Origin of the sequence: Sulfurovum lithotrophicum (genome assembly GCF_000987835.1) — a bacterium.
In the GTDB taxonomy this organism is placed as follows: Bacteria; Campylobacterota; Campylobacteria; order Campylobacterales; family Sulfurovaceae; genus Sulfurovum; species Sulfurovum lithotrophicum.
Map to the genome: position 1 here is coordinate 1757495 of NZ_CP011308.1, position 19421 is coordinate 1776915.

General features: G+C 41.3%; 20 protein-coding genes. All 20 read right to left on the reverse strand.

The window, feature by feature from the left end; all coding sequences use genetic code 11:
• Nucleotides 1–3: 3 nt before the first annotated feature.
• The 20 genes from YH65_RS08595 to YH65_RS08705 all read right to left on the reverse strand — a co-directional run bounded on the left by YH65_RS08595 (nucleotide 4) and on the right by YH65_RS08705 (nucleotide 19419).
• Nucleotides 4–651, reverse strand: a complete 648-nt coding sequence (locus YH65_RS08595; RefSeq protein ID WP_046551509.1) for a TorD/DmsD family molecular chaperone — start codon at nucleotides 649–651, stop codon at nucleotides 4–6.
• A gap of 150 nt (nucleotides 652–801) precedes the next feature.
• Entirely contained in the window at nucleotides 802–4155 is a 3354-nt protein-coding gene (locus tag YH65_RS08600; RefSeq protein ID WP_084722062.1) for a molybdopterin-dependent oxidoreductase, read from the reverse strand.
• 11 nt (nucleotides 4156–4166) lie between these two features.
• Entirely contained in the window at nucleotides 4167–5114 is a 948-nt protein-coding gene (gene nrfD / locus YH65_RS08605) for an NrfD/PsrC family molybdoenzyme membrane anchor subunit (protein ID WP_046551510.1), read from the reverse strand.
• Nucleotides 5114–5869 carry a 4Fe-4S dicluster domain-containing protein gene (locus YH65_RS08610; RefSeq protein ID WP_046551511.1) on the reverse strand — a complete coding sequence of 252 codons (756 nt, stop codon included), beginning with the start codon at nucleotides 5867–5869 and terminating at the stop codon, nucleotides 5114–5116. Before YH65_RS08610 ends, nrfD begins: the two co-directional genes overlap by 1 nt.
• A 272-nt stretch (nucleotides 5870–6141) precedes the next feature.
• Nucleotides 6142–7110, reverse strand: a complete 969-nt coding sequence (locus YH65_RS08615; RefSeq protein WP_046551512.1) for a DUF302 domain-containing protein — start codon at nucleotides 7108–7110, stop codon at nucleotides 6142–6144.
• Nucleotides 7111–7181: 71 nt separating this feature from the next.
• Entirely contained in the window at nucleotides 7182–7619 is a 438-nt protein-coding gene (locus YH65_RS08620) for a DsrE family protein (RefSeq protein WP_046551513.1), read from the reverse strand.
• Nucleotides 7616–8428: a thioredoxin family protein gene (locus YH65_RS08625; protein ID WP_052746162.1), complete on the reverse strand. Its 813-nt coding sequence runs from the start codon at nucleotides 8426–8428 to the stop codon at nucleotides 7616–7618. The genes YH65_RS08620 and YH65_RS08625 overlap by 4 nt, the downstream gene beginning before the upstream one ends.
• Nucleotides 8425–9210, reverse strand: a complete 786-nt coding sequence (locus YH65_RS11320; protein ID WP_052746163.1) for a thioredoxin family protein — start codon at nucleotides 9208–9210, stop codon at nucleotides 8425–8427. The genes YH65_RS08625 and YH65_RS11320 overlap by 4 nt, the downstream gene beginning before the upstream one ends.
• Entirely contained in the window at nucleotides 9207–9752 is a 546-nt protein-coding gene (locus YH65_RS08640) for an MBL fold metallo-hydrolase (RefSeq protein WP_052746164.1), read from the reverse strand. Before YH65_RS08640 ends, YH65_RS11320 begins: the two co-directional genes overlap by 4 nt.
• 272 nt (nucleotides 9753–10024) lie before the next feature.
• Entirely contained in the window at nucleotides 10025–10993 is a 969-nt protein-coding gene (locus tag YH65_RS08645) for a DUF302 domain-containing protein (protein ID WP_046551512.1), read from the reverse strand.
• Nucleotides 10994–11064: 71 nt separating this feature from the next.
• Nucleotides 11065–11502 carry a DsrE family protein gene (locus YH65_RS08650; RefSeq protein WP_046551513.1) on the reverse strand — a complete coding sequence of 146 codons (438 nt, stop codon included), beginning with the start codon at nucleotides 11500–11502 and terminating at the stop codon, nucleotides 11065–11067.
• On the reverse strand, nucleotides 11499–12311 hold the full coding sequence (locus tag YH65_RS08655; protein ID WP_052746162.1) for a thioredoxin family protein: 813 nt from the start codon (nucleotides 12309–12311) through the stop codon (nucleotides 11499–11501). The genes YH65_RS08650 and YH65_RS08655 overlap by 4 nt, the downstream gene beginning before the upstream one ends.
• The gene (locus YH65_RS11325) at nucleotides 12308–13093 is read right to left on the reverse strand and encodes a thioredoxin family protein (RefSeq protein WP_052746163.1); all 786 of its coding nucleotides are present in this window, start codon (nucleotides 13091–13093) and stop codon (nucleotides 12308–12310) included. The genes YH65_RS08655 and YH65_RS11325 overlap by 4 nt, the downstream gene beginning before the upstream one ends.
• On the reverse strand, nucleotides 13090–13635 hold the full coding sequence (locus YH65_RS08670; RefSeq protein WP_052746164.1) for an MBL fold metallo-hydrolase: 546 nt from the start codon (nucleotides 13633–13635) through the stop codon (nucleotides 13090–13092). The genes YH65_RS11325 and YH65_RS08670 overlap by 4 nt, the downstream gene beginning before the upstream one ends.
• A 272-nt stretch (nucleotides 13636–13907) precedes the next feature.
• Nucleotides 13908–14876: a DUF302 domain-containing protein gene (locus YH65_RS08675; RefSeq protein WP_046551512.1), complete on the reverse strand. Its 969-nt coding sequence runs from the start codon at nucleotides 14874–14876 to the stop codon at nucleotides 13908–13910.
• A gap of 71 nt (nucleotides 14877–14947) precedes the next feature.
• On the reverse strand, nucleotides 14948–15385 hold the full coding sequence (locus YH65_RS08680; RefSeq protein ID WP_046551513.1) for a DsrE family protein: 438 nt from the start codon (nucleotides 15383–15385) through the stop codon (nucleotides 14948–14950).
• Nucleotides 15382–16194, reverse strand: a complete 813-nt coding sequence (locus tag YH65_RS08685; RefSeq protein ID WP_052746162.1) for a thioredoxin family protein — start codon at nucleotides 16192–16194, stop codon at nucleotides 15382–15384. The genes YH65_RS08680 and YH65_RS08685 overlap by 4 nt, the downstream gene beginning before the upstream one ends.
• Nucleotides 16191–16976, reverse strand: coding sequence for a thioredoxin family protein (locus YH65_RS11330; protein ID WP_052746163.1), 786 nt, complete (start codon nucleotides 16974–16976; stop codon nucleotides 16191–16193). The genes YH65_RS08685 and YH65_RS11330 overlap by 4 nt, the downstream gene beginning before the upstream one ends.
• The gene (locus tag YH65_RS08700; RefSeq protein ID WP_046551514.1) at nucleotides 16973–17887 is read right to left on the reverse strand and encodes an MBL fold metallo-hydrolase; all 915 of its coding nucleotides are present in this window, start codon (nucleotides 17885–17887) and stop codon (nucleotides 16973–16975) included. Before YH65_RS08700 ends, YH65_RS11330 begins: the two co-directional genes overlap by 4 nt.
• An 8-nt stretch (nucleotides 17888–17895) precedes the next feature.
• Entirely contained in the window at nucleotides 17896–19419 is a 1524-nt protein-coding gene (locus YH65_RS08705; RefSeq protein ID WP_046551515.1) for a hypothetical protein, read from the reverse strand.
• Nucleotides 19420–19421 lie beyond the last annotated feature (2 nt).

A 19421-nucleotide genomic window follows, 5' to 3' on the forward strand; every position in this document is an offset into this window, starting at 1 on the left:
AAATTACTGTATATCCTGGCAGAAGGTATCGAGCTTCTCATTGACATATTCATAATCACTAAGCAGGAACTCCAGGGTCAATTCCGCACCGTCATGATAGAGCGGCGTTCTTGACTCTCTTTTGGCATTGATGAGGAACATGGAGCCCCACTCCAGAAGATGGTCTTTCAGAAAGCCTTTCTGGATCTGGAAGAGTTCGCATATCCCCTCTTTGTCGTTGGCTTCAAGTGCTTTGAGCTGTGCATTACAGAGCATATACATGAATTCCAGTTCTACCCCGATATGGTCGCCGCTGACCACTCTGGCTTTATCCAGTTCGACTCGGAAATCCAAAGCATCATAGAGTTCGATCACCGGATTTCCATTCCCGCTGTCGATCATCTGATCCTCTCTGACATAGAAACTTTCATACGGCACAAGATGCATCAGAAAAAGATTGGTAAAATCCACATTATAATACTGTTCAATCAGTTCCTGTGTCTTAAAATCTTTACGCTTGGACCAGTTTCTGTAATTGGGAAAAAGAGAAAGCAGATTTTCATCTTTTTCTATCGTATCCAAAAAAGCTTCATCCACTTCCGTGATCATCAATCTTGATATCAATGCATACAATGCTACTCTATTCTCTAAATCCTGTTTTAATTCTTGCATATGGTTCACTGCCTTTTTAGCTTAGTCACTTGTTGCGGTAATATACCACTTTCAAAATAAATTTAACTTAAGAAACATGTCAAAAGAAAATTATTTGGAAAATTGTATGAACAGGGGCAGACAGATGTCTGTCCCCATATTGTAAGAGTGTTATGCTTTGATATCTACAGTATAAGCTTTCAGTGTCAATGGCACTGCCGGTCTCTTAATGTGAACCGGTCTTCTCAGTTTGTCACCTGGAGCCAACGGACGTGTCAGTCTGTCTCTCCATGCCTGATAGACTTTGAAGTTGTTGTCATAGTTCACATAGATATCACCGATCTTGTCATCTTTGCCGGCTTTTTCTATACTGACCTTCTGATGCCATGCGTGGTTACCACCGATAGGATCCGGATGTGAAGGTGCCACGGCATTTTGCCATGAACCGCTCAAACCATCCCACCAGATGTTGTCAAGGTCCTTGTTGTACTCTTTGAACTGCCACGTATCTCTACGTGCCTGCATACCTTCATTGATACCCTCTTTTGGTTTCATCGTACCGATCTTGCCATCCATAGTCATATCGAACAGTGGAGCACCAAGACCGAGAACACCTAGTTTATGCTCGAATCCTGGGATCTCTACCGCATTCTTGAGCTTCCATCTACCTGCATGGTGTGAACAGGCAAGAACACCAGGCATCGTACCTTCCGTCGGTACCGCCATCGCGATGAAGTAACCGGACTCAAGGCCGGACACGGTATCGGTGATCGTTACTTTGATCGGATCTTCTCTTTTGATACCGAGACGTTTCGCATCTTCCGTATTGATCCAGACCGGGTTATGGTTCTGTGAAATTTCCATCAAGTGCTTCGAGTTGACTGAACGTGTATGAATGTTATACGGCAATCTAAATACCGTGTTCAGTGCAAAGTCATTATCCTTTTGCATAAAGTCGTGGTGCACCTGTGTAACGAGATGTACCATATCTTTACGCTCCTGCGCATTTCTTGGATAAATAGGAATAGCATACTCAGGCCATTTCCACTCTGTCAGCCATTTACAATAGAACTCCAGTTTACCGCTGAGTGTATGGAATCCTTGCTTGATCTCACCATCAACCTCAACACCGATTGGCTTCATTCCGCCAAAAACATGGTCTTCAACAAGCAATGTACCATATTCATCTTTTTCTACATCACTGATATCATATTCGTGACCATGAGCGATATATTTGTCACCCTCTCTTTTGAGTGGTCTCTCCTGCGGTCTGAAGATATGGTCTTCTTCCAGCCATGTACCCATATCTCTCATCATCTCATAGTTGGGATACTTTGAGTTGGGATACTTGAGTTTTGCTGTCTTTCTAAGGTTAGGAAGCTTGTCAAAGGCTGCCTGATACCATTCAGGGATCGTTACCGCTCTGTTTGGATCTTCTTTGGAAGCCCAGAACTTTCTGACACCGAGACTTCCGTCAGGATCGACATGGTGAACCATGATGTTCGCCCAGAATTCCACTTCTTCCCAAATTTCACCAAGTCCTGCAGTAGTGTGTGCTTCCAAGGTAGCACGTGCCGGATCTTTAGGTTTCCATCCGAGTTTTTCAAGCGCAACTCTGAGTGCAGGGTTCTTGAAGCTCAACCATCTTGCCGGTTTTGTAGGCTCGGATGATTGATCATGTCTTTCACCTGCAAGTCCTACAGGCAATACAAAATCACAGTACCAGTTGGTCTCTGACCATGTAGGAGAGAGGTTGAATGCCATTTCAATCTTATCTTCTCTTTTAAGCGCTTCGATCCATCTGAAACCGTCCGGGTTGATCCAGACAGGGTTGTACATACGGGGGATCCACACAGCGAGTTTTTCTGGTATGGAGTTAAGCCCTTTTTTCTTCCACTTCGCTCTCCACTCATCATCAAGCAGCAAATGTGGCATGATATGAGACATTTCAAATGAACTTAACGGATATTCAGGCGGCCATGCGATCTCATTCCACACATCGACTCGTGGAGGTCTTTCTCCTGCAACGGTTGCTGCATCACCTTTACCGTTCACAGAGATAACATGCCAGTGGTGCAGTCCCACACCACCGATATTTCCTGCCATGGCACCACGAAGTGCCAACGGGAAGAAACCGGAACGTGTATTCATCCAGCTACCTCTGTGACCGATCGTACCGGCTCTCCAAAGGTAAGTAGTAATTCTGTCACCTGCATCAATGAACATCTCAAAGAGTTCATCAAGTTTATGGCCATATCCTTCCATTTTACATTCTTTGATGACGAATTCTTTCGTATAAGGTGAATAGATCTCTTTGAGCATCTCGATAAAGCTTTCATAACTTTCATCCTGAGGTACCTGCTTCATGTAGCCTTTGGATACCATCAGAGACAACTGCTCTTTGTCGTTCATCAATTGATCCCAGTTCACCCAGTTCTTGAAGAAGGCATGATTTACCAGAGACTTTCCGTGAATATCTGTTTCATTCAGAATTCTGTTTGCAAGATGCAGATAAAGTGCTGCTTCTGTTCCCGGCCATACAGGTATCCAAAGATCGGCAATACCCGCTGAGTTGGAGAGTCTCGGGTCCATTACAACAAGCTTTGCACCTTTTCTTCTTGCATCGGCAATATACCCTGCCGACTGCTGGAAATAGTGTCCCGCATCCGCTGCATGGGATGACTGAAGGAATACCAGTTTTGCATTAGCCCAATCCGGAGAGTTTCTGTCATCGTTCGTCCACTGGATCGTACCCTGCCTAGCACCTGCCGAACAGATGTTGGTGTGTGAATCATACCCGTCGAGACCCATTGAGTGCGGTACACGGTGACCGAAACCGTTCTCATTCGGACGACCGACATGGTACATGATCATCTTTTTGGAGACTTCGTCACCTTTTTTAAGCGTATCATGCATCTTTTTACCGATCTTAGCCATCGCTTCATCCCAAGTGGTTCTTACCCACTTGCCTTCACCTCTTTTGGAGCCCGGAGCTCTCATCAAAGGGAAAGGGATCCTGTCCGGATCATACATTTGGGTTTGTGATGCATACCCTTTGGCACAGTTTCTACCACGGCTTCCTGCATGAAGCGGGTTACCCATGTATTTCTTCACAAAAAGATCTTTGGGATTCTTGGTTCTTTTATACTCACCGATCTCGACCCATGCAGTCAGACCACACTGCGCCTCACAGTTGGAACATACGGTAGGAACCAGCATGAACTCATTGACTTTGATTCCGTCAGGGTTGTCTTCGCCTCTGATACCGTTTCTTTCGGCACCACCTCTTTTCCAGTCATCGCCATCCAACTCTTTAAAGCTGTCCCACTGTTCGAACGGTGGATAGAATGAAAGTGTTTCCGGTGTCGCCGTGAACGATTTGTCTTCAGCTGTTGCAGGGGTATCTACGATCGTCTCGAACACACCTGCTGCCAGAGTTGCACCGGCTACAGAATAGGCTGTCCCTTTCAGGAAACTTCTTCTGCTCTCTATAAAATTCGTATCATTTTTCATTGATTTTGTCATACATATCCTCCTTAACTCAAGTTTAGCAATTGTGGGATTTTAAGCCATACATCTTTTGCCATATACAGCCCGATCAATGCCAAAATAGCGGCGAATCTAAGCATTGTTTTATTGTCTTCTTTCATATTCTTGACTGCAAGGAAGAATGGAATGATAAATCCAAGCACCATTGCGAACCAGAACTCTGCATTGTACTCTCCGCCGGAGTGAACGTATGCTAATGTCGCTTCTGCTTCAGCAGACTTGAATGAGAAGAAATACTCACCCATATACATCAGGAAGGAGAAGAACGTCGCGATCGCCAATACAAGTGCAAGGTCTCTTCTGCTTTCTTTGCTCCATGAACCGGAGATGAAGATAAGACCTGCCGAACCTGCCAGGAGCGCTGCCCACATCATTTGCATGACTTCCGCAGGCGCTTGCCACAACTCTCTCGCAGAAGCTTCCGCCATGATGATCGCTGTGTACAGTGTTACAGGAACTGCCAGGAACACAACAAATGGAAAGAGTTTCTCATACAAAGCACTGTGTTCTCTAGCCGCTTTGGCGCAGGCACCGTGTTTTCTGACATTTGGGTGTGCATCAAAGTAACCAATTACCATCAGGATCGTAATAAGGCCGGTAAAGAGCGACGCCATCCAGGCACCGACCGTGATTGCTGATGTCCAATGCGGGTGCAGGAAGATATTGATCATTCTGTACGGCTGATGAAGGTCCGTCAGCGTGAAAAGAAGGAAAATATTTAAAAAGATGAAGGAGATAAGCGGCATCATCCATCTAATGTTCGGCATCTCTTCTTTCTTGTGTCTGTATAGCAAAAATGCACCTACAAGGATCACACCTGTACCCACAGATTTAGCCCACATGTTTAATGTGATCATCCAGCCCCAGATAATACCTGGAAGCGCGACATCCAATGTTACAACAGCCTGTGTTGCGTGAATTCCATGTTCTACCATTAGTGACCTCCCTCTTCTTCATGAGATTCATGTGAATTGTCAAAATCCATAAAACTTTTATTGTCCAGATGTTCATGCGAAGTGAACGGTGCAAGGAATCTGTCTATCACACCGTGATGCGGATCACCGATATGCTTCAGGTGTGTCACGTTGTTGAACAGGTTATATCCTTCAAGACGCTGCTGAGCAAGCGGATTCAATGTCTGGTTACCACCACCTACATAAAAATGTTTCGGGGTAGTGTGTTTTTCTGGTTTACGTACCTGAACAGCACCCTGATGCTCCATGATATACTGGGAAATATGGCTGGTGTCATCATCGATATCACCGAAAATATTTGCCTGTACAGGACAGATAACGACACAGGCAGGCATCATACCGCTTTCGACACGGTGTGCACAGTAGGTACATTTGTCAGCCGTGTTCGTTTCAGGGTCCATATAGATAGCACCGTAAGGACAGGCCATCATACAACCCGCACATCCAATACATCTCGAAGAGTCGACATTCACGATGCCGTTCTCCAAATAATGCAATGCCGATACCGGACAGATTCTCTCACACGGAGCACTTTCACAGTGATTACATCTCAACGGTGTAAAAGATCTCGACGTGTCAGGGAATGTCCCTATATCAATATACTTTACACGCAGACGCCAAGAGCCGAGCGGAACTTCATTTTCCACTTTACAAGCCACTTCACAACCTTTACAACCCATACACAGGTTCAGGTCAACTAAGAAACCTAGTTTCATACTACCTCCTTGAATTTTAGCTATGCTTATAATAATTATAAGTACCCGTTAAACGGTGGTTTCGCGGGTTAACGCATAGATTAAGTCTATTCAACTTTGTATTAAAAATGCTTTAGAATCTTCAATAAAAAGAGGCTTTGGGGCGAACTGTTTCAAAAGTAGCGCTTTTGATCAATTGTCGTGACAGTCAACATCAGTAATAGTGTATTTGGATTTTATGCGGTAGAACAATATGAATGTTCTACCAGCTTTTGAGAATGTTTTTGAGGATTTTACTCTGTAAGTTCTGATAAAATTTTATTCATGCTTCCCTGTGCCTCTTCAAGAACCTCAAGTGACTCTTTATTTTTTATATCCATTGAAGAGATCCAGTTATAAACACTCGGAAAAGCCAAATGCATACTGTTCTCACCCTTCTTCTTATACATATAGAGTGAACATGGTGCGTACGCCCCTGCTTCAGGATGTGTTTTTGCAACCGTATAGATGACTGGAAGTTTACAGATAGAGTAGACATCATAGAAATCATAACCTTCATATTTGTTCTCTTTAAAGTCATGATTAAGGTCATTGGTTCCTGCTATCACAAAACCATAGGTAGAGAGCGTTCCCTCAAACTCCATCTTAAACTCTTCCTTTTCATCTTCCCACTCTTCGGGATCCATCTCCATCTCATAACTTGAAACCAAAGAGCCTTTTGGCTCCTGCACACTGTAGGAGAGTGCTTCAAACTTGCCTTGAGGCATGGCGGTTTTCAGAGCCTCTTTTACCATTGCTCCTATCTTTACAAGTACCGCATCATCTGCAGGAATCTTCAATATTTTTGCCATCGCCTCTACTCTGAGAGAAGAGATTGAAATTTTCTTATCACCTTTTTTGGTATAAATTGACATACTCATAGGAGAGAACATACCGATACTTGGATACTTTTTTGCCAGCTCAAGTGTCTCTTTTTTACTAAAGAATGTAAAAAGATTATAGACATCAAAACTTGTCTCTTTAAACTTTTTCTTAAACGGTACGTTCATATCTCTGTTTGCAGAGATAAAGAAACCCTCTTTTTTAAATGCCGCTTCAATAGTTGCGGGTGTAATCTTCCCGCCTGCATTGTCTGAAGTGAATATCTGAATATCACCTGCTGTACTCTTTTGTGCTGCCGGAGATGCAGATTTCACTTCTTTTGCCCATACTGTACCCATAAATAACGAGAGACACAATATTCCTTTAACTACTATTTTCATCTTTACAACCTTATGTTTAAGTTGCTGTATCATACCAATTAAGTGTAAAAATAATGTAAAATTTGCTACCGTTACGGTCGTATATAGATATATCCCCGCAACTGCCTTTCTATCAATTCAACAATCCCTGCAGTGACCACTTCCACACCATCTATAAGATCTTTTTTCTCTATATGCAGTGTCCGCATGGTGTTACCGCATGCGATGAATTCCACATCATAAGTCATGAGTGCTTCGACGCGTTTTCTAATGTCTCTATCCCCATGTTTTAAAAGTGCTTCTATCCCTTGAGAATAGGCAACAATCACCACTTCAACATTCTCCGGTCCGTAAAATTTCATCACATTATTTGCGGAACTCAAGACATGATTGATTTCTTTTCTGTCTCTAACAGTAATGGGGAATATAAATTTTCTTGGATTATCGATGGCTGGCTTGGGATTGGCAAACTCTGTCTCTGCCGACACAAACTGAATCATACAGATACACACTAAAAGTATCTTTTTCACTGTTTTTTCCTTTTTATTTTTTCTGCCTCTTTAAGAATCTCCAGGAAATCCTCTTTGCTCCATGAGCCGGGGATACGCTTTGTCTTTACACTTTCACTTTGCTGGTCGGCAAAGACAAAAAAGAATGTCGGGGTCATACTGACACTTAACCCAAGAGGCAGAGGTTGCTTGCTGACATCTACATGAAGTACGATGAACGATTTTTTCAGAAGATCAATGACTTCTGCATCAGAAAAAACCCGTTTCTCCATTTTTTTGCAATATCTGCAATGGGGTGCGGTTGCCTTGATCAGAATAGTTTTATGTTCCCCTTTTGCCCTTTTGAGTATTGTACCAAAAAAACCATCTTCCTCTTTTGCTTTTTTATGAATCTTCTTGTCATAATCATACACAAAATTACTAATGGCTTCAATGTCTTCCGTGGTCAGCTTTCCTTTGAGACTGGGCATCGTTTTAAAGCACTTTCCGATCTTTGGATTAAGCACGCTCTTGCTTTTATCGGGATAAATAATATAATCGGCAATGAACGAACTGACCTCCAAACGCTGTATCTCTTCATCTGAACGGGGATCTCCGATCTTTTCTTTCATGCTTCGTGAGATCTGGCTGATCGTAGGGGCTTTGAGCTTCAACAGTGTATTGTTTGCTTCGAAAAAATTTTCCGCAAGTTTCTCTTCTGCGATATGAAGTTGGTGACACTTGGAACAAATGGTCCGATAAACCGATTCTCCCCTGTCGGCATACAATGATGCAACACATGCCATACCAACTACAACACTTCTGAATAGATACAGAGCACTATATTTCATTTTTTTGCCTTTTTGCTTTTTGCCGCTTCTTTTGCCTCTTTAAGCAATGCAAGAAAATCCTGTTTCCCCCAGGCTCCGGGAATATTTCCAAGTACATTGCCATATTTGTCTATAAAAATAAAACTTGGCGTAAGTTCTGCTTTTAACCCCAAAGGCAAAGCATGGGTAGAAATATCAATGGATACCGGAATAAAATCTCTCTCTATTGCCCGAATTACCTCCGTATCTATCATCACTTCCCGTTCCATTTTTCTACAAAAATGGCATGTTCGGCTCATCGCTTCGATCATTATGATCTTATCTTCTTTTTTTGCTCGCTGCAAGGCTTTTTCAAATCCTTCGAATTTAACACTTTTCTGTTTTACGATCTCTTCGTCAAAATCATACAGATATGTGCCTATCTCTTCGAGTTCCTCTTCACTCACCTTGCCTTTAAGTGATGGCATCGTATCAAAGGCTCTCATCACCTCATCAAGACAGAGACTTTTATCGCGGTCAGGATTCATTACATAGCTACTCATGAATGCTATGACCTCCATGCGGTGTATCTCCTTATCCCCTTTGGGATCACCAATACGCTGTTTCAGTCGATAGGAGAGTTGATTGAGTGTCGGTGCTTTAAGTTTTAGCAGGGTATTGTTATGGTCCGCAAAATTCTCTTTAAGTTCTAACATGGGCACAAAAGGTGTGTGACAGGACAGACAATGCTTTTCAAACAGCATTTTACCCTCATCTGCCCACACACTCAGCAACATAGCGGCTATCAAGCCTATGATTTTCATTCTTCATCCTCTATCATTTCCAACTCTTTATAGGCATCCAGAACATTCCGGGCATGAAGAACATCATACAGTTTCATATTTTTATACTGTGGCATGGTGACTTTTTTCGTAATATCTTCCATACCCACATCTTCATCCAGGGCATACTGTACCTCTTTTTTCATCTCTTGCAGATAACTTCTAAAATGTTCAGTAACGGTCGCATCAGTCTCATAGCCGTGCCCGCCAACGATTACTTTGGCACCATACGCATCTATCATGTCCAATGCCTCAAGTGAACCGACCAAAGAGCCGTCCCGCAAAGAAGTGATTCTGCCGCTAAAAACAAGATCTCCGACAAACAGTACCTTCTGCCCCTTCAAAAAGACGATCAGATCCCCTTTGGTATGTGCCGCCTTTACAGGCTGACTGATCATGATATCAATATACTTTACACGCAGACGCCAAGAGCCGAGCGGAACTTCATTTTCCACTTTACAAGCCACTTCACAACCTTTACAACCCATACACAGGTTCAGGTCAACTAAGAAACCTAGTTTCATACTACCTCCTTGAATTTTAGCTATGCTTATAATAATTATAAGTACCCGTTAAACGGTGGTTTCGCGGGTTAACGCATAGATTAAGTCTATTCAACTTTGTATTAAAAATGCTTTAGAATCTTCAATAAAAAGAGGCTTTGGGGCGAACTGTTTCAAAAGTAGCGCTTTTGATCAATTGTCGTGACAGTCAACATCAGTAATAGTGTATTTGGATTTTATGCGGTAGAACAATATGAATGTTCTACCAGCTTTTGAGAATGTTTTTGAGGATTTTACTCTGTAAGTTCTGATAAAATTTTATTCATGCTTCCCTGTGCCTCTTCAAGAACCTCAAGTGACTCTTTATTTTTTATATCCATTGAAGAGATCCAGTTATAAACACTCGGAAAAGCCAAATGCATACTGTTCTCACCCTTCTTCTTATACATATAGAGTGAACATGGTGCGTACGCCCCTGCTTCAGGATGTGTTTTTGCAACCGTATAGATGACTGGAAGTTTACAGATAGAGTAGACATCATAGAAATCATAACCTTCATATTTGTTCTCTTTAAAGTCATGATTAAGGTCATTGGTTCCTGCTATCACAAAACCATAGGTAGAGAGCGTTCCCTCAAACTCCATCTTAAACTCTTCCTTTTCATCTTCCCACTCTTCGGGATCCATCTCCATCTCATAACTTGAAACCAAAGAGCCTTTTGGCTCCTGCACACTGTAGGAGAGTGCTTCAAACTTGCCTTGAGGCATGGCGGTTTTCAGAGCCTCTTTTACCATTGCTCCTATCTTTACAAGTACCGCATCATCTGCAGGAATCTTCAATATTTTTGCCATCGCCTCTACTCTGAGAGAAGAGATTGAAATTTTCTTATCACCTTTTTTGGTATAAATTGACATACTCATAGGAGAGAACATACCGATACTTGGATACTTTTTTGCCAGCTCAAGTGTCTCTTTTTTACTAAAGAATGTAAAAAGATTATAGACATCAAAACTTGTCTCTTTAAACTTTTTCTTAAACGGTACGTTCATATCTCTGTTTGCAGAGATAAAGAAACCCTCTTTTTTAAATGCCGCTTCAATAGTTGCGGGTGTAATCTTCCCGCCTGCATTGTCTGAAGTGAATATCTGAATATCACCTGCTGTACTCTTTTGTGCTGCCGGAGATGCAGATTTCACTTCTTTTGCCCATACTGTACCCATAAATAACGAGAGACACAATATTCCTTTAACTACTATTTTCATCTTTACAACCTTATGTTTAAGTTGCTGTATCATACCAATTAAGTGTAAAAATAATGTAAAATTTGCTACCGTTACGGTCGTATATAGATATATCCCCGCAACTGCCTTTCTATCAATTCAACAATCCCTGCAGTGACCACTTCCACACCATCTATAAGATCTTTTTTCTCTATATGCAGTGTCCGCATGGTGTTACCGCATGCGATGAATTCCACATCATAAGTCATGAGTGCTTCGACGCGTTTTCTAATGTCTCTATCCCCATGTTTTAAAAGTGCTTCTATCCCTTGAGAATAGGCAACAATCACCACTTCAACATTCTCCGGTCCGTAAAATTTCATCACATTATTTGCGGAACTCAAGACATGATTGATTTCTTTTCTGTCTCTAACAGTAATGGGGAATATAAATTTTCTTGGATTATCGATGGCTGGCTTGGGATTGGCAAACTCTGTCTCTGCCGACACAAACTGAATCATACAGATACACACTAAAAGTATCTTTTTCACTGTTTTTTCCTTTTTATTTTTTCTGCCTCTTTAAGAATCTCCAGGAAATCCTCTTTGCTCCATGAGCCGGGGATACGCTTTGTCTTTACACTTTCACTTTGCTGGTCGGCAAAGACAAAAAAGAATGTCGGGGTCATACTGACACTTAACCCAAGAGGCAGAGGTTGCTTGCTGACATCTACATGAAGTACGATGAACGATTTTTTCAGAAGATCAATGACTTCTGCATCAGAAAAAACCCGTTTCTCCATTTTTTTGCAATATCTGCAATGGGGTGCGGTTGCCTTGATCAGAATAGTTTTATGTTCCCCTTTTGCCCTTTTGAGTATTGTACCAAAAAAACCATCTTCCTCTTTTGCTTTTTTATGAATCTTCTTGTCATAATCATACACAAAATTACTAATGGCTTCAATGTCTTCCGTGGTCAGCTTTCCTTTGAGACTGGGCATCGTTTTAAAGCACTTTCCGATCTTTGGATTAAGCACGCTCTTGCTTTTATCGGGATAAATAATATAATCGGCAATGAACGAACTGACCTCCAAACGCTGTATCTCTTCATCTGAACGGGGATCTCCGATCTTTTCTTTCATGCTTCGTGAGATCTGGCTGATCGTAGGGGCTTTGAGCTTCAACAGTGTATTGTTTGCTTCGAAAAAATTTTCCGCAAGTTTCTCTTCTGCGATATGAAGTTGGTGACACTTGGAACAAATGGTCCGATAAACCGATTCTCCCCTGTCGGCATACAATGATGCAACACATGCCATACCAACTACAACACTTCTGAATAGATACAGAGCACTATATTTCATTTTTTTGCCTTTTTGCTTTTTGCCGCTTCTTTTGCCTCTTTAAGCAATGCAAGAAAATCCTGTTTCCCCCAGGCTCCGGGAATATTTCCAAGTACATTGCCATATTTGTCTATAAAAATAAAACTTGGCGTAAGTTCTGCTTTTAACCCCAAAGGCAAAGCATGGGTAGAAATATCAATGGATACCGGAATAAAATCTCTCTCTATTGCCCGAATTACCTCCGTATCTATCATCACTTCCCGTTCCATTTTTCTACAAAAATGGCATGTTCGGCTCATCGCTTCGATCATTATGATCTTATCTTCTTTTTTTGCTCGCTGCAAGGCTTTTTCAAATCCTTCGAATTTAACACTTTTCTGTTTTACGATCTCTTCGTCAAAATCATACAGATATGTGCCTATCTCTTCGAGTTCCTCTTCACTCACCTTGCCTTTAAGTGATGGCATCGTATCAAAGGCTCTCATCACCTCATCAAGACAGAGACTTTTATCGCGGTCAGGATTCATTACATAGCTACTCATGAATGCTATGACCTCCATGCGGTGTATCTCCTTATCCCCTTTGGGATCACCAATACGCTGTTTCAGTCGATAGGAGAGTTGATTGAGTGTCGGTGCTTTAAGTTTTAGCAGGGTATTGTTATGGTCCGCAAAATTCTCTTTAAGTTCTAACATGGGCACAAAAGGTGTGTGACAGGACAGACAATGCTTTTCAAACAGCATTTTACCCTCATCTGCCCACACACTCAGCAACATAGCGGCTATCAAGCCTATGATTTTCATTCTTCATCCTCTATCATTTCCAACTCTTTATAGGCATCCAGAACATTCCGGGCATGAAGAACATCATACAGTTTCATATTTTTATACTGTGGCATGGTGACTTTTTTCGTAATATCTTCCATACCCACATCTTCATCCAGGGCATACTGTACCTCTTTTTTCATCTCTTGCAGATAACTTCTAAAATGTTCAGTAACGGTCGCATCAGTCTCATAGCCGTGCCCGCCAACGATTACTTTGGCACCATACGCATCTATCATGTCCAATGCCTCAAGTGAACCGACCAAAGAGCCGTCCCGCAAAGAAGTGATTCTGCCGCTAAAAACAAGATCTCCGACAAACAGTACCTTCTGCCCCTTCAAAAAGACGATCAGATCCCCTTTGGTATGTGCCGCCTTTACAGGCTGACTGATCATGATATCAATATACTTTACACGCAGACGCCAAGAGCCGAGCGGAACTTCATTTTCCACTTTACAAGCCACTTCACAACCTTTACAACCCATACACAGGTTCAGGTCAACTAAGAAACCTAGTTTCATACTACCTCCTTGAATTTTAGCTATGCTTATAATAATTATAAGTACCCGTTAAACGGTGGTTTCGCGGGTTAACGCATAGATTAAGTCTATTCAACTTTGTATTAAAAATGCTTTAGAATCTTCAATAAAAAGAGGCTTTGGGGCGAACTGTTTCAAAAGTAGCGCTTTTGATCAATTGTCGTGACAGTCAACATCAGTAATAGTGTATTTGGATTTTATGCGGTAGAACAATATGAATGTTCTACCAGCTTTTGAGAATGTTTTTGAGGATTTTACTCTGTAAGTTCTGATAAAATTTTATTCATGCTTCCCTGTGCCTCTTCAAGAACCTCAAGTGACTCTTTATTTTTTATATCCATTGAAGAGATCCAGTTATAAACACTCGGAAAAGCCAAATGCATACTGTTCTCACCCTTCTTCTTATACATATAGAGTGAACATGGTGCGTACGCCCCTGCTTCAGGATGTGTTTTTGCAACCGTATAGATGACTGGAAGTTTACAGATAGAGTAGACATCATAGAAATCATAACCTTCATATTTGTTCTCTTTAAAGTCATGATTAAGGTCATTGGTTCCTGCTATCACAAAACCATAGGTAGAGAGCGTTCCCTCAAACTCCATCTTAAACTCTTCCTTTTCATCTTCCCACTCTTCGGGATCCATCTCCATCTCATAACTTGAAACCAAAGAGCCTTTTGGCTCCTGCACACTGTAGGAGAGTGCTTCAAACTTGCCTTGAGGCATGGCGGTTTTCAGAGCCTCTTTTACCATTGCTCCTATCTTTACAAGTACCGCATCATCTGCAGGAATCTTCAATATTTTTGCCATCGCCTCTACTCTGAGAGAAGAGATTGAAATTTTCTTATCACCTTTTTTGGTATAAATTGACATACTCATAGGAGAGAACATACCGATACTTGGATACTTTTTTGCCAGCTCAAGTGTCTCTTTTTTACTAAAGAATGTAAAAAGATTATAGACATCAAAACTTGTCTCTTTAAACTTTTTCTTAAACGGTACGTTCATATCTCTGTTTGCAGAGATAAAGAAACCCTCTTTTTTAAATGCCGCTTCAATAGTTGCGGGTGTAATCTTCCCGCCTGCATTGTCTGAAGTGAATATCTGAATATCACCTGCTGTACTCTTTTGTGCTGCCGGAGATGCAGATTTCACTTCTTTTGCCCATACTGTACCCATAAATAACGAGAGACACAATATTCCTTTAACTACTATTTTCATCTTTACAACCTTATGTTTAAGTTGCTGTATCATACCAATTAAGTGTAAAAATAATGTAAAATTTGCTACCGTTACGGTCGTATATAGATATATCCCCGCAACTGCCTTTCTATCAATTCAACAATCCCTGCAGTGACCACTTCCACACCATCTATAAGATCTTTTTTCTCTATATGCAGTGTCCGCATGGTGTTACCGCATGCGATGAATTCCACATCATAAGTCATGAGTGCTTCGACGCGTTTTCTAATGTCTCTATCCCCATGTTTTAAAAGTGCTTCTATCCCTTGAGAATAGGCAACAATCACCACTTCAACATTCTCCGGTCCGTAAAATTTCATCACATTATTTGCGGAACTCAAGACATGATTGATTTCTTTTCTGTCTCTAACAGTAATGGGGAATATAAATTTTCTTGGATTATCGATGGCTGGCTTGGGATTGGCAAACTCTGTCTCTGCCGACACAAACTGAATCATACAGATACACACTAAAAGTATCTTTTTCACTGTTTTTTCCTTTTTATTTTTTCTGCCTCTTTAAGAATCTCCAGGAAATCCTCTTTGCTCCATGAGCCGGGGATACGCTTTGTCTTTACACTTTCACTTTGCTGGTCGGCAAAGACAAAAAAGAATGTCGGGGTCATACTGACACTTAACCCAAGAGGCAGAGGTTGCTTGCTGACATCTACATGAAGTACGATGAACGATTTTTTCAGAAGATCAATGACTTCTGCATCAGAAAAAACCCGTTTCTCCATTTTTTTGCAATATCTGCAATGGGGTGCGGTTGCCTTGATCAGAATAGTTTTATGTTCCCCTTTTGCCCTTTTGAGTATTGTACCAAAAAAACCATCTTCCTCTTTTGCTTTTTTATGAATCTTCTTGTCATAATCATACACAAAATTACTAATGGCTTCAATGTCTTCCGTGGTCAGCTTTCCTTTGAGACTGGGCATCGTTTTAAAGCACTTTCCGATCTTTGGATTAAGCACGCTCTTGCTTTTATCGGGATAAATAATATAATCGGCAATGAACGAACTGACCTCCAAACGCTGTATCTCTTCATCTGAACGGGGATCTCCGATCTTTTCTTTCATGCTTCGTGAGATCTGGCTGATCGTAGGGGCTTTGAGCTTCAACAGTGTATTGTTTGCTTCGAAAAAATTTTCCGCAAGTTTCTCTTCTGCGATATGAAGTTGGTGACACTTGGAACAAATGGTCCGATAAACCGATTCTCCCCTGTCGGCATACAATGATGCAACACATGCCATACCAACTACAACACTTCTGAATAGATACAGAGCACTATATTTCATTTTTTTGCCTTTTTGCTTTTTGCCGCTTCTTTTGCCTCTTTAAGCAATGCAAGAAAATCCTGTTTCCCCCAGGCTCCGGGAATATTTCCAAGTACATTGCCATATTTGTCTATAAAAATAAAACTTGGCGTAAGTTCTGCTTTTAACCCCAAAGGCAAAGCATGGGTAGAAATATCAATGGATACCGGAATAAAATCTCTCTCTATTGCCCGAATTACCTCCGTATCTATCATCACTTCCCGTTCCATTTTTCTACAAAAATGGCATGTTCGGCTCATCGCTTCGATCATTATGATCTTATCTTCTTTTTTTGCTCGCTGCAAGGCTTTTTCAAATCCTTCGAATTTAACACTTTTCTGTTTTACGATCTCTTCGTCAAAATCATACAGATATGTGCCTATCTCTTCGAGTTCCTCTTCACTCACCTTGCCTTTAAGTGATGGCATCGTATCAAAGGCTCTCATCACCTCATCAAGACAGAGACTTTTATCGCGGTCAGGATTCATTACATAGCTACTCATGAATGCTATGACCTCCATGCGGTGTATCTCCTTATCCCCTTTGGGATCACCAATACGCTGTTTCAGTCGATAGGAGAGTTGATTGAGTGTCGGTGCTTTAAGTTTTAGCAGGGTATTGTTATGGTCCGCAAAATTCTCTTTAAGTTCTAACATGGGCACAAAAGGTGTGTGACAGGACAGACAATGCTTTTCAAACAGCATTTTACCCTCATCTGCCCACACACTCAGCAACATAGCGGCTATCAAGCCTATGATTTTCATTCTTCATCCTCTATCATTTCCAACTCTTTATAGGCATCCAGAACATTCCGGGCATGAAGAACATCATACAGTTTCATATTTTTATACTGTGGCATGGTGACTTTTTTCGTAATATCTTCCATACCCACATCTTCATCCAGGGCATACTGTACCTCTTTTTTCATCTCTTGCAGATAACTTCTAAAATGTTCAGTAACGGTCGCATCAGTCTCATAGCCGTGCCCGCCAACGATTACTTTGGCACCATACGCATCTATCATGTCCAATGCCTCAAGTGAACCGACCAAAGAGCCGTCCCGCAAAGAAGTGATTCTGCCGCTAAAAACAAGATCTCCGACAAACAGTACCTTCTGCCCCTTCAAAAAGACGATCAGATCCCCTTTGGTATGTGCCGCCTTTACAGGCTGACTGATCATGAATACTTTGTCTCCTGCCTTCAAAGTAAGGTTGTCATCCACTATCGTATCGAGTTTTACAATGGAGGTCTTTCCATAAAGCTCTTTTCCCAACACACGCTGCATTCGTGTCTCCATACCGGCAACTACATTTTGCTCATAAGTCTTCGGACCTATCAACAAAGCACCTTTGCTCTTGTAAAAGCTGTTACCAAGCCAGTGGTCGTCATGATCATGGGTTGTAATGACATATTTTACGGGAAGTTTTGCGATCTGCTGCATCTTCTCATAGGCTTGAGAAGCATAATCGTATGTGGGGCCGCTGTCGATAACAACGAACCCCTCTTTTGTGTGAACAAAACATGTATTGACCATATTGCCACCATTCTCTTTACTGATATTTTCCAGTTTTCCAAAAAAACAGTATGTATCCTCTGCAACCTTTTTGGGTACAAGGTTGTACTCAAATGCCTGCAGAAAAAGACTCATTAGAGAGATAAGGACAATATGCTTCATCTCAATGCCTAGAAAAGATAGTTGAATTCTAAACGGAATTCATCATATGACCAGTCTTTTTTATACTCTGTAAGACTGCCTGGTTTGAGTGTCGTATCATCCGCAGAAACATGACCATAACGCATTCTCATTTGAAGATCTTGTGTAATATTCGTCCAGGTATCTATGTGGATTACATTAGAGTCTGAAGGTACATTCTTGTTATCATCAAAATCCTGGATCGCATAACGGATACTTGCTTTCCATGTCGGGTTGAATTTATACACTGCTCTCAGCATGAATGTTTCAGTATTTGAGAACCAGTTGTACTGTGCCATCGCTCTGGTAAATCCACCGGTAGGGAATCCTCTCCATGGTGCAACAATATCAGCTTCATCAGCTACTTTTGAGTAACCTAATCTAAAGAAGCCCTTTTTATCTGGCATTAAAACATCTAATCTGGCATTGAAAAGACTTGAATCCAATGAACCCAATACGCTTGGATCATACCCTGCAAGAGATGCACCCAGTGCATTACTGTTACCAGCAACTGCTCCACCGCCATCGTCATTTTGAATAAATTCACGAATACCTGGTCTTACAGCCCATCCTGAATCAGAAAGAGGGATTTTATAGTGTGCTTCGATGACAAAATCCTGTAATACGCCAGGGATTTGAAGATAACTTCCTGTTAATTTCAAGTTTTTAATATATTTTGTTGTAATGTCAGCAAGATACATATCATGATTTGGATCTTCTCCTGCAGCAATAAAGTTATTATAATTTAAACCTTTATGTTTACCTGCGTCATCATTATTGTTCCAACTTTCACCATTTTCATCCTTAAAAGTAATAACATCATGTGCATCTTCATGGTCTCTCAGTTTCTGTTTGCCAAACCATGCTATTCTAGCTTTTGTTTTCGGTGCAATCTTCACTGCAGCAGAAACACCATCAAAGGTATTTGGGATCATTTTTGTATCATTGGATTTAGTGAATACAGATTCAAAAAGTTGACGACCGGCTTTTACATCCACTGTCCCATTATTATATTCCAAATATCCTTGCCCTAAAGCATGTAAACCGAAATGTCCTGTTTTTTTCACTTTATAACGACTGAAAGTATCTTTCCCTGCTTTTGCGAGTCCTACATCTGCGTCATCTGGTCTCCAGAACTCCGGGTTCAATGATCCGTAATATCCCAATGTAAAACTAAAGTGATTCAAAGAGGCAGATTTATAGATAAGACTTCCACCTATACCCATATTTTTGTTAGCATCATTGTTCGCACCATCTGCCGCCCACTGCCAATAAAATGTATTGGATCTCAAACGACCATAAAAAACACCTTCCGAAAACATATCATGTATATTATCTACGTCGCCCGGTAAAACTTTGTAGTTCAACGTCATGTTACCATTTAATGTTCTTTTTACTACATCTTCTTTTACCGGTGCTTCTCCAGGTACGATATCACCGCCTGCCATCAAAGCAGTACTTCCCATTAATAACGTTGCCGTTACCAATCCTAATTTTATTGTTCCTTGTTTCATTT

Bases quoted from the DNA above. Each gene is read 5' to 3' on its own strand.
- YH65_RS08595 (WP_046551509.1), bottom strand. From the start codon at position 651: ATGCAAGAATTAAAACAGGATTTAGAGAATAGAGTAGCATTGTATGCA.
- YH65_RS08600 (WP_084722062.1), bottom strand. From the start codon at position 4,155: ATGACAAAATCAATGAAAAATGATACGAATTTTATAGAGAGCAGAAGA.
- nrfD (WP_046551510.1), bottom strand. From the start codon at position 5,114: ATGGTAGAACATGGAATTCACGCAACACAGGCTGTTGTAACATTGGAT.
- YH65_RS08610 (WP_046551511.1), bottom strand. From the start codon at position 5,869: ATGAAACTAGGTTTCTTAGTTGACCTGAACCTGTGTATGGGTTGTAAA.
- YH65_RS08615 (WP_046551512.1), bottom strand. From the start codon at position 7,110: ATGAAAATAGTAGTTAAAGGAATATTGTGTCTCTCGTTATTTATGGGT.
- YH65_RS08625 (WP_052746162.1), bottom strand. From the start codon at position 8,428: ATGAAATATAGTGCTCTGTATCTATTCAGAAGTGTTGTAGTTGGTATG.
- YH65_RS11320 (WP_052746163.1), bottom strand. From the start codon at position 9,210: ATGAAAATCATAGGCTTGATAGCCGCTATGTTGCTGAGTGTGTGGGCA.
- YH65_RS08640 (WP_052746164.1), bottom strand. From the start codon at position 9,752: ATGAAACTAGGTTTCTTAGTTGACCTGAACCTGTGTATGGGTTGTAAA.
- YH65_RS08645 (WP_046551512.1), bottom strand. From the start codon at position 10,993: ATGAAAATAGTAGTTAAAGGAATATTGTGTCTCTCGTTATTTATGGGT.
- YH65_RS08655 (WP_052746162.1), bottom strand. From the start codon at position 12,311: ATGAAATATAGTGCTCTGTATCTATTCAGAAGTGTTGTAGTTGGTATG.
- YH65_RS11325 (WP_052746163.1), bottom strand. From the start codon at position 13,093: ATGAAAATCATAGGCTTGATAGCCGCTATGTTGCTGAGTGTGTGGGCA.
- YH65_RS08670 (WP_052746164.1), bottom strand. From the start codon at position 13,635: ATGAAACTAGGTTTCTTAGTTGACCTGAACCTGTGTATGGGTTGTAAA.
- YH65_RS08675 (WP_046551512.1), bottom strand. From the start codon at position 14,876: ATGAAAATAGTAGTTAAAGGAATATTGTGTCTCTCGTTATTTATGGGT.
- YH65_RS08685 (WP_052746162.1), bottom strand. From the start codon at position 16,194: ATGAAATATAGTGCTCTGTATCTATTCAGAAGTGTTGTAGTTGGTATG.
- YH65_RS11330 (WP_052746163.1), bottom strand. From the start codon at position 16,976: ATGAAAATCATAGGCTTGATAGCCGCTATGTTGCTGAGTGTGTGGGCA.
- YH65_RS08700 (WP_046551514.1), bottom strand. From the start codon at position 17,887: ATGAAGCATATTGTCCTTATCTCTCTAATGAGTCTTTTTCTGCAGGCA.
- YH65_RS08705 (WP_046551515.1), bottom strand. From the start codon at position 19,419: ATGAAACAAGGAACAATAAAATTAGGATTGGTAACGGCAACGTTATTA.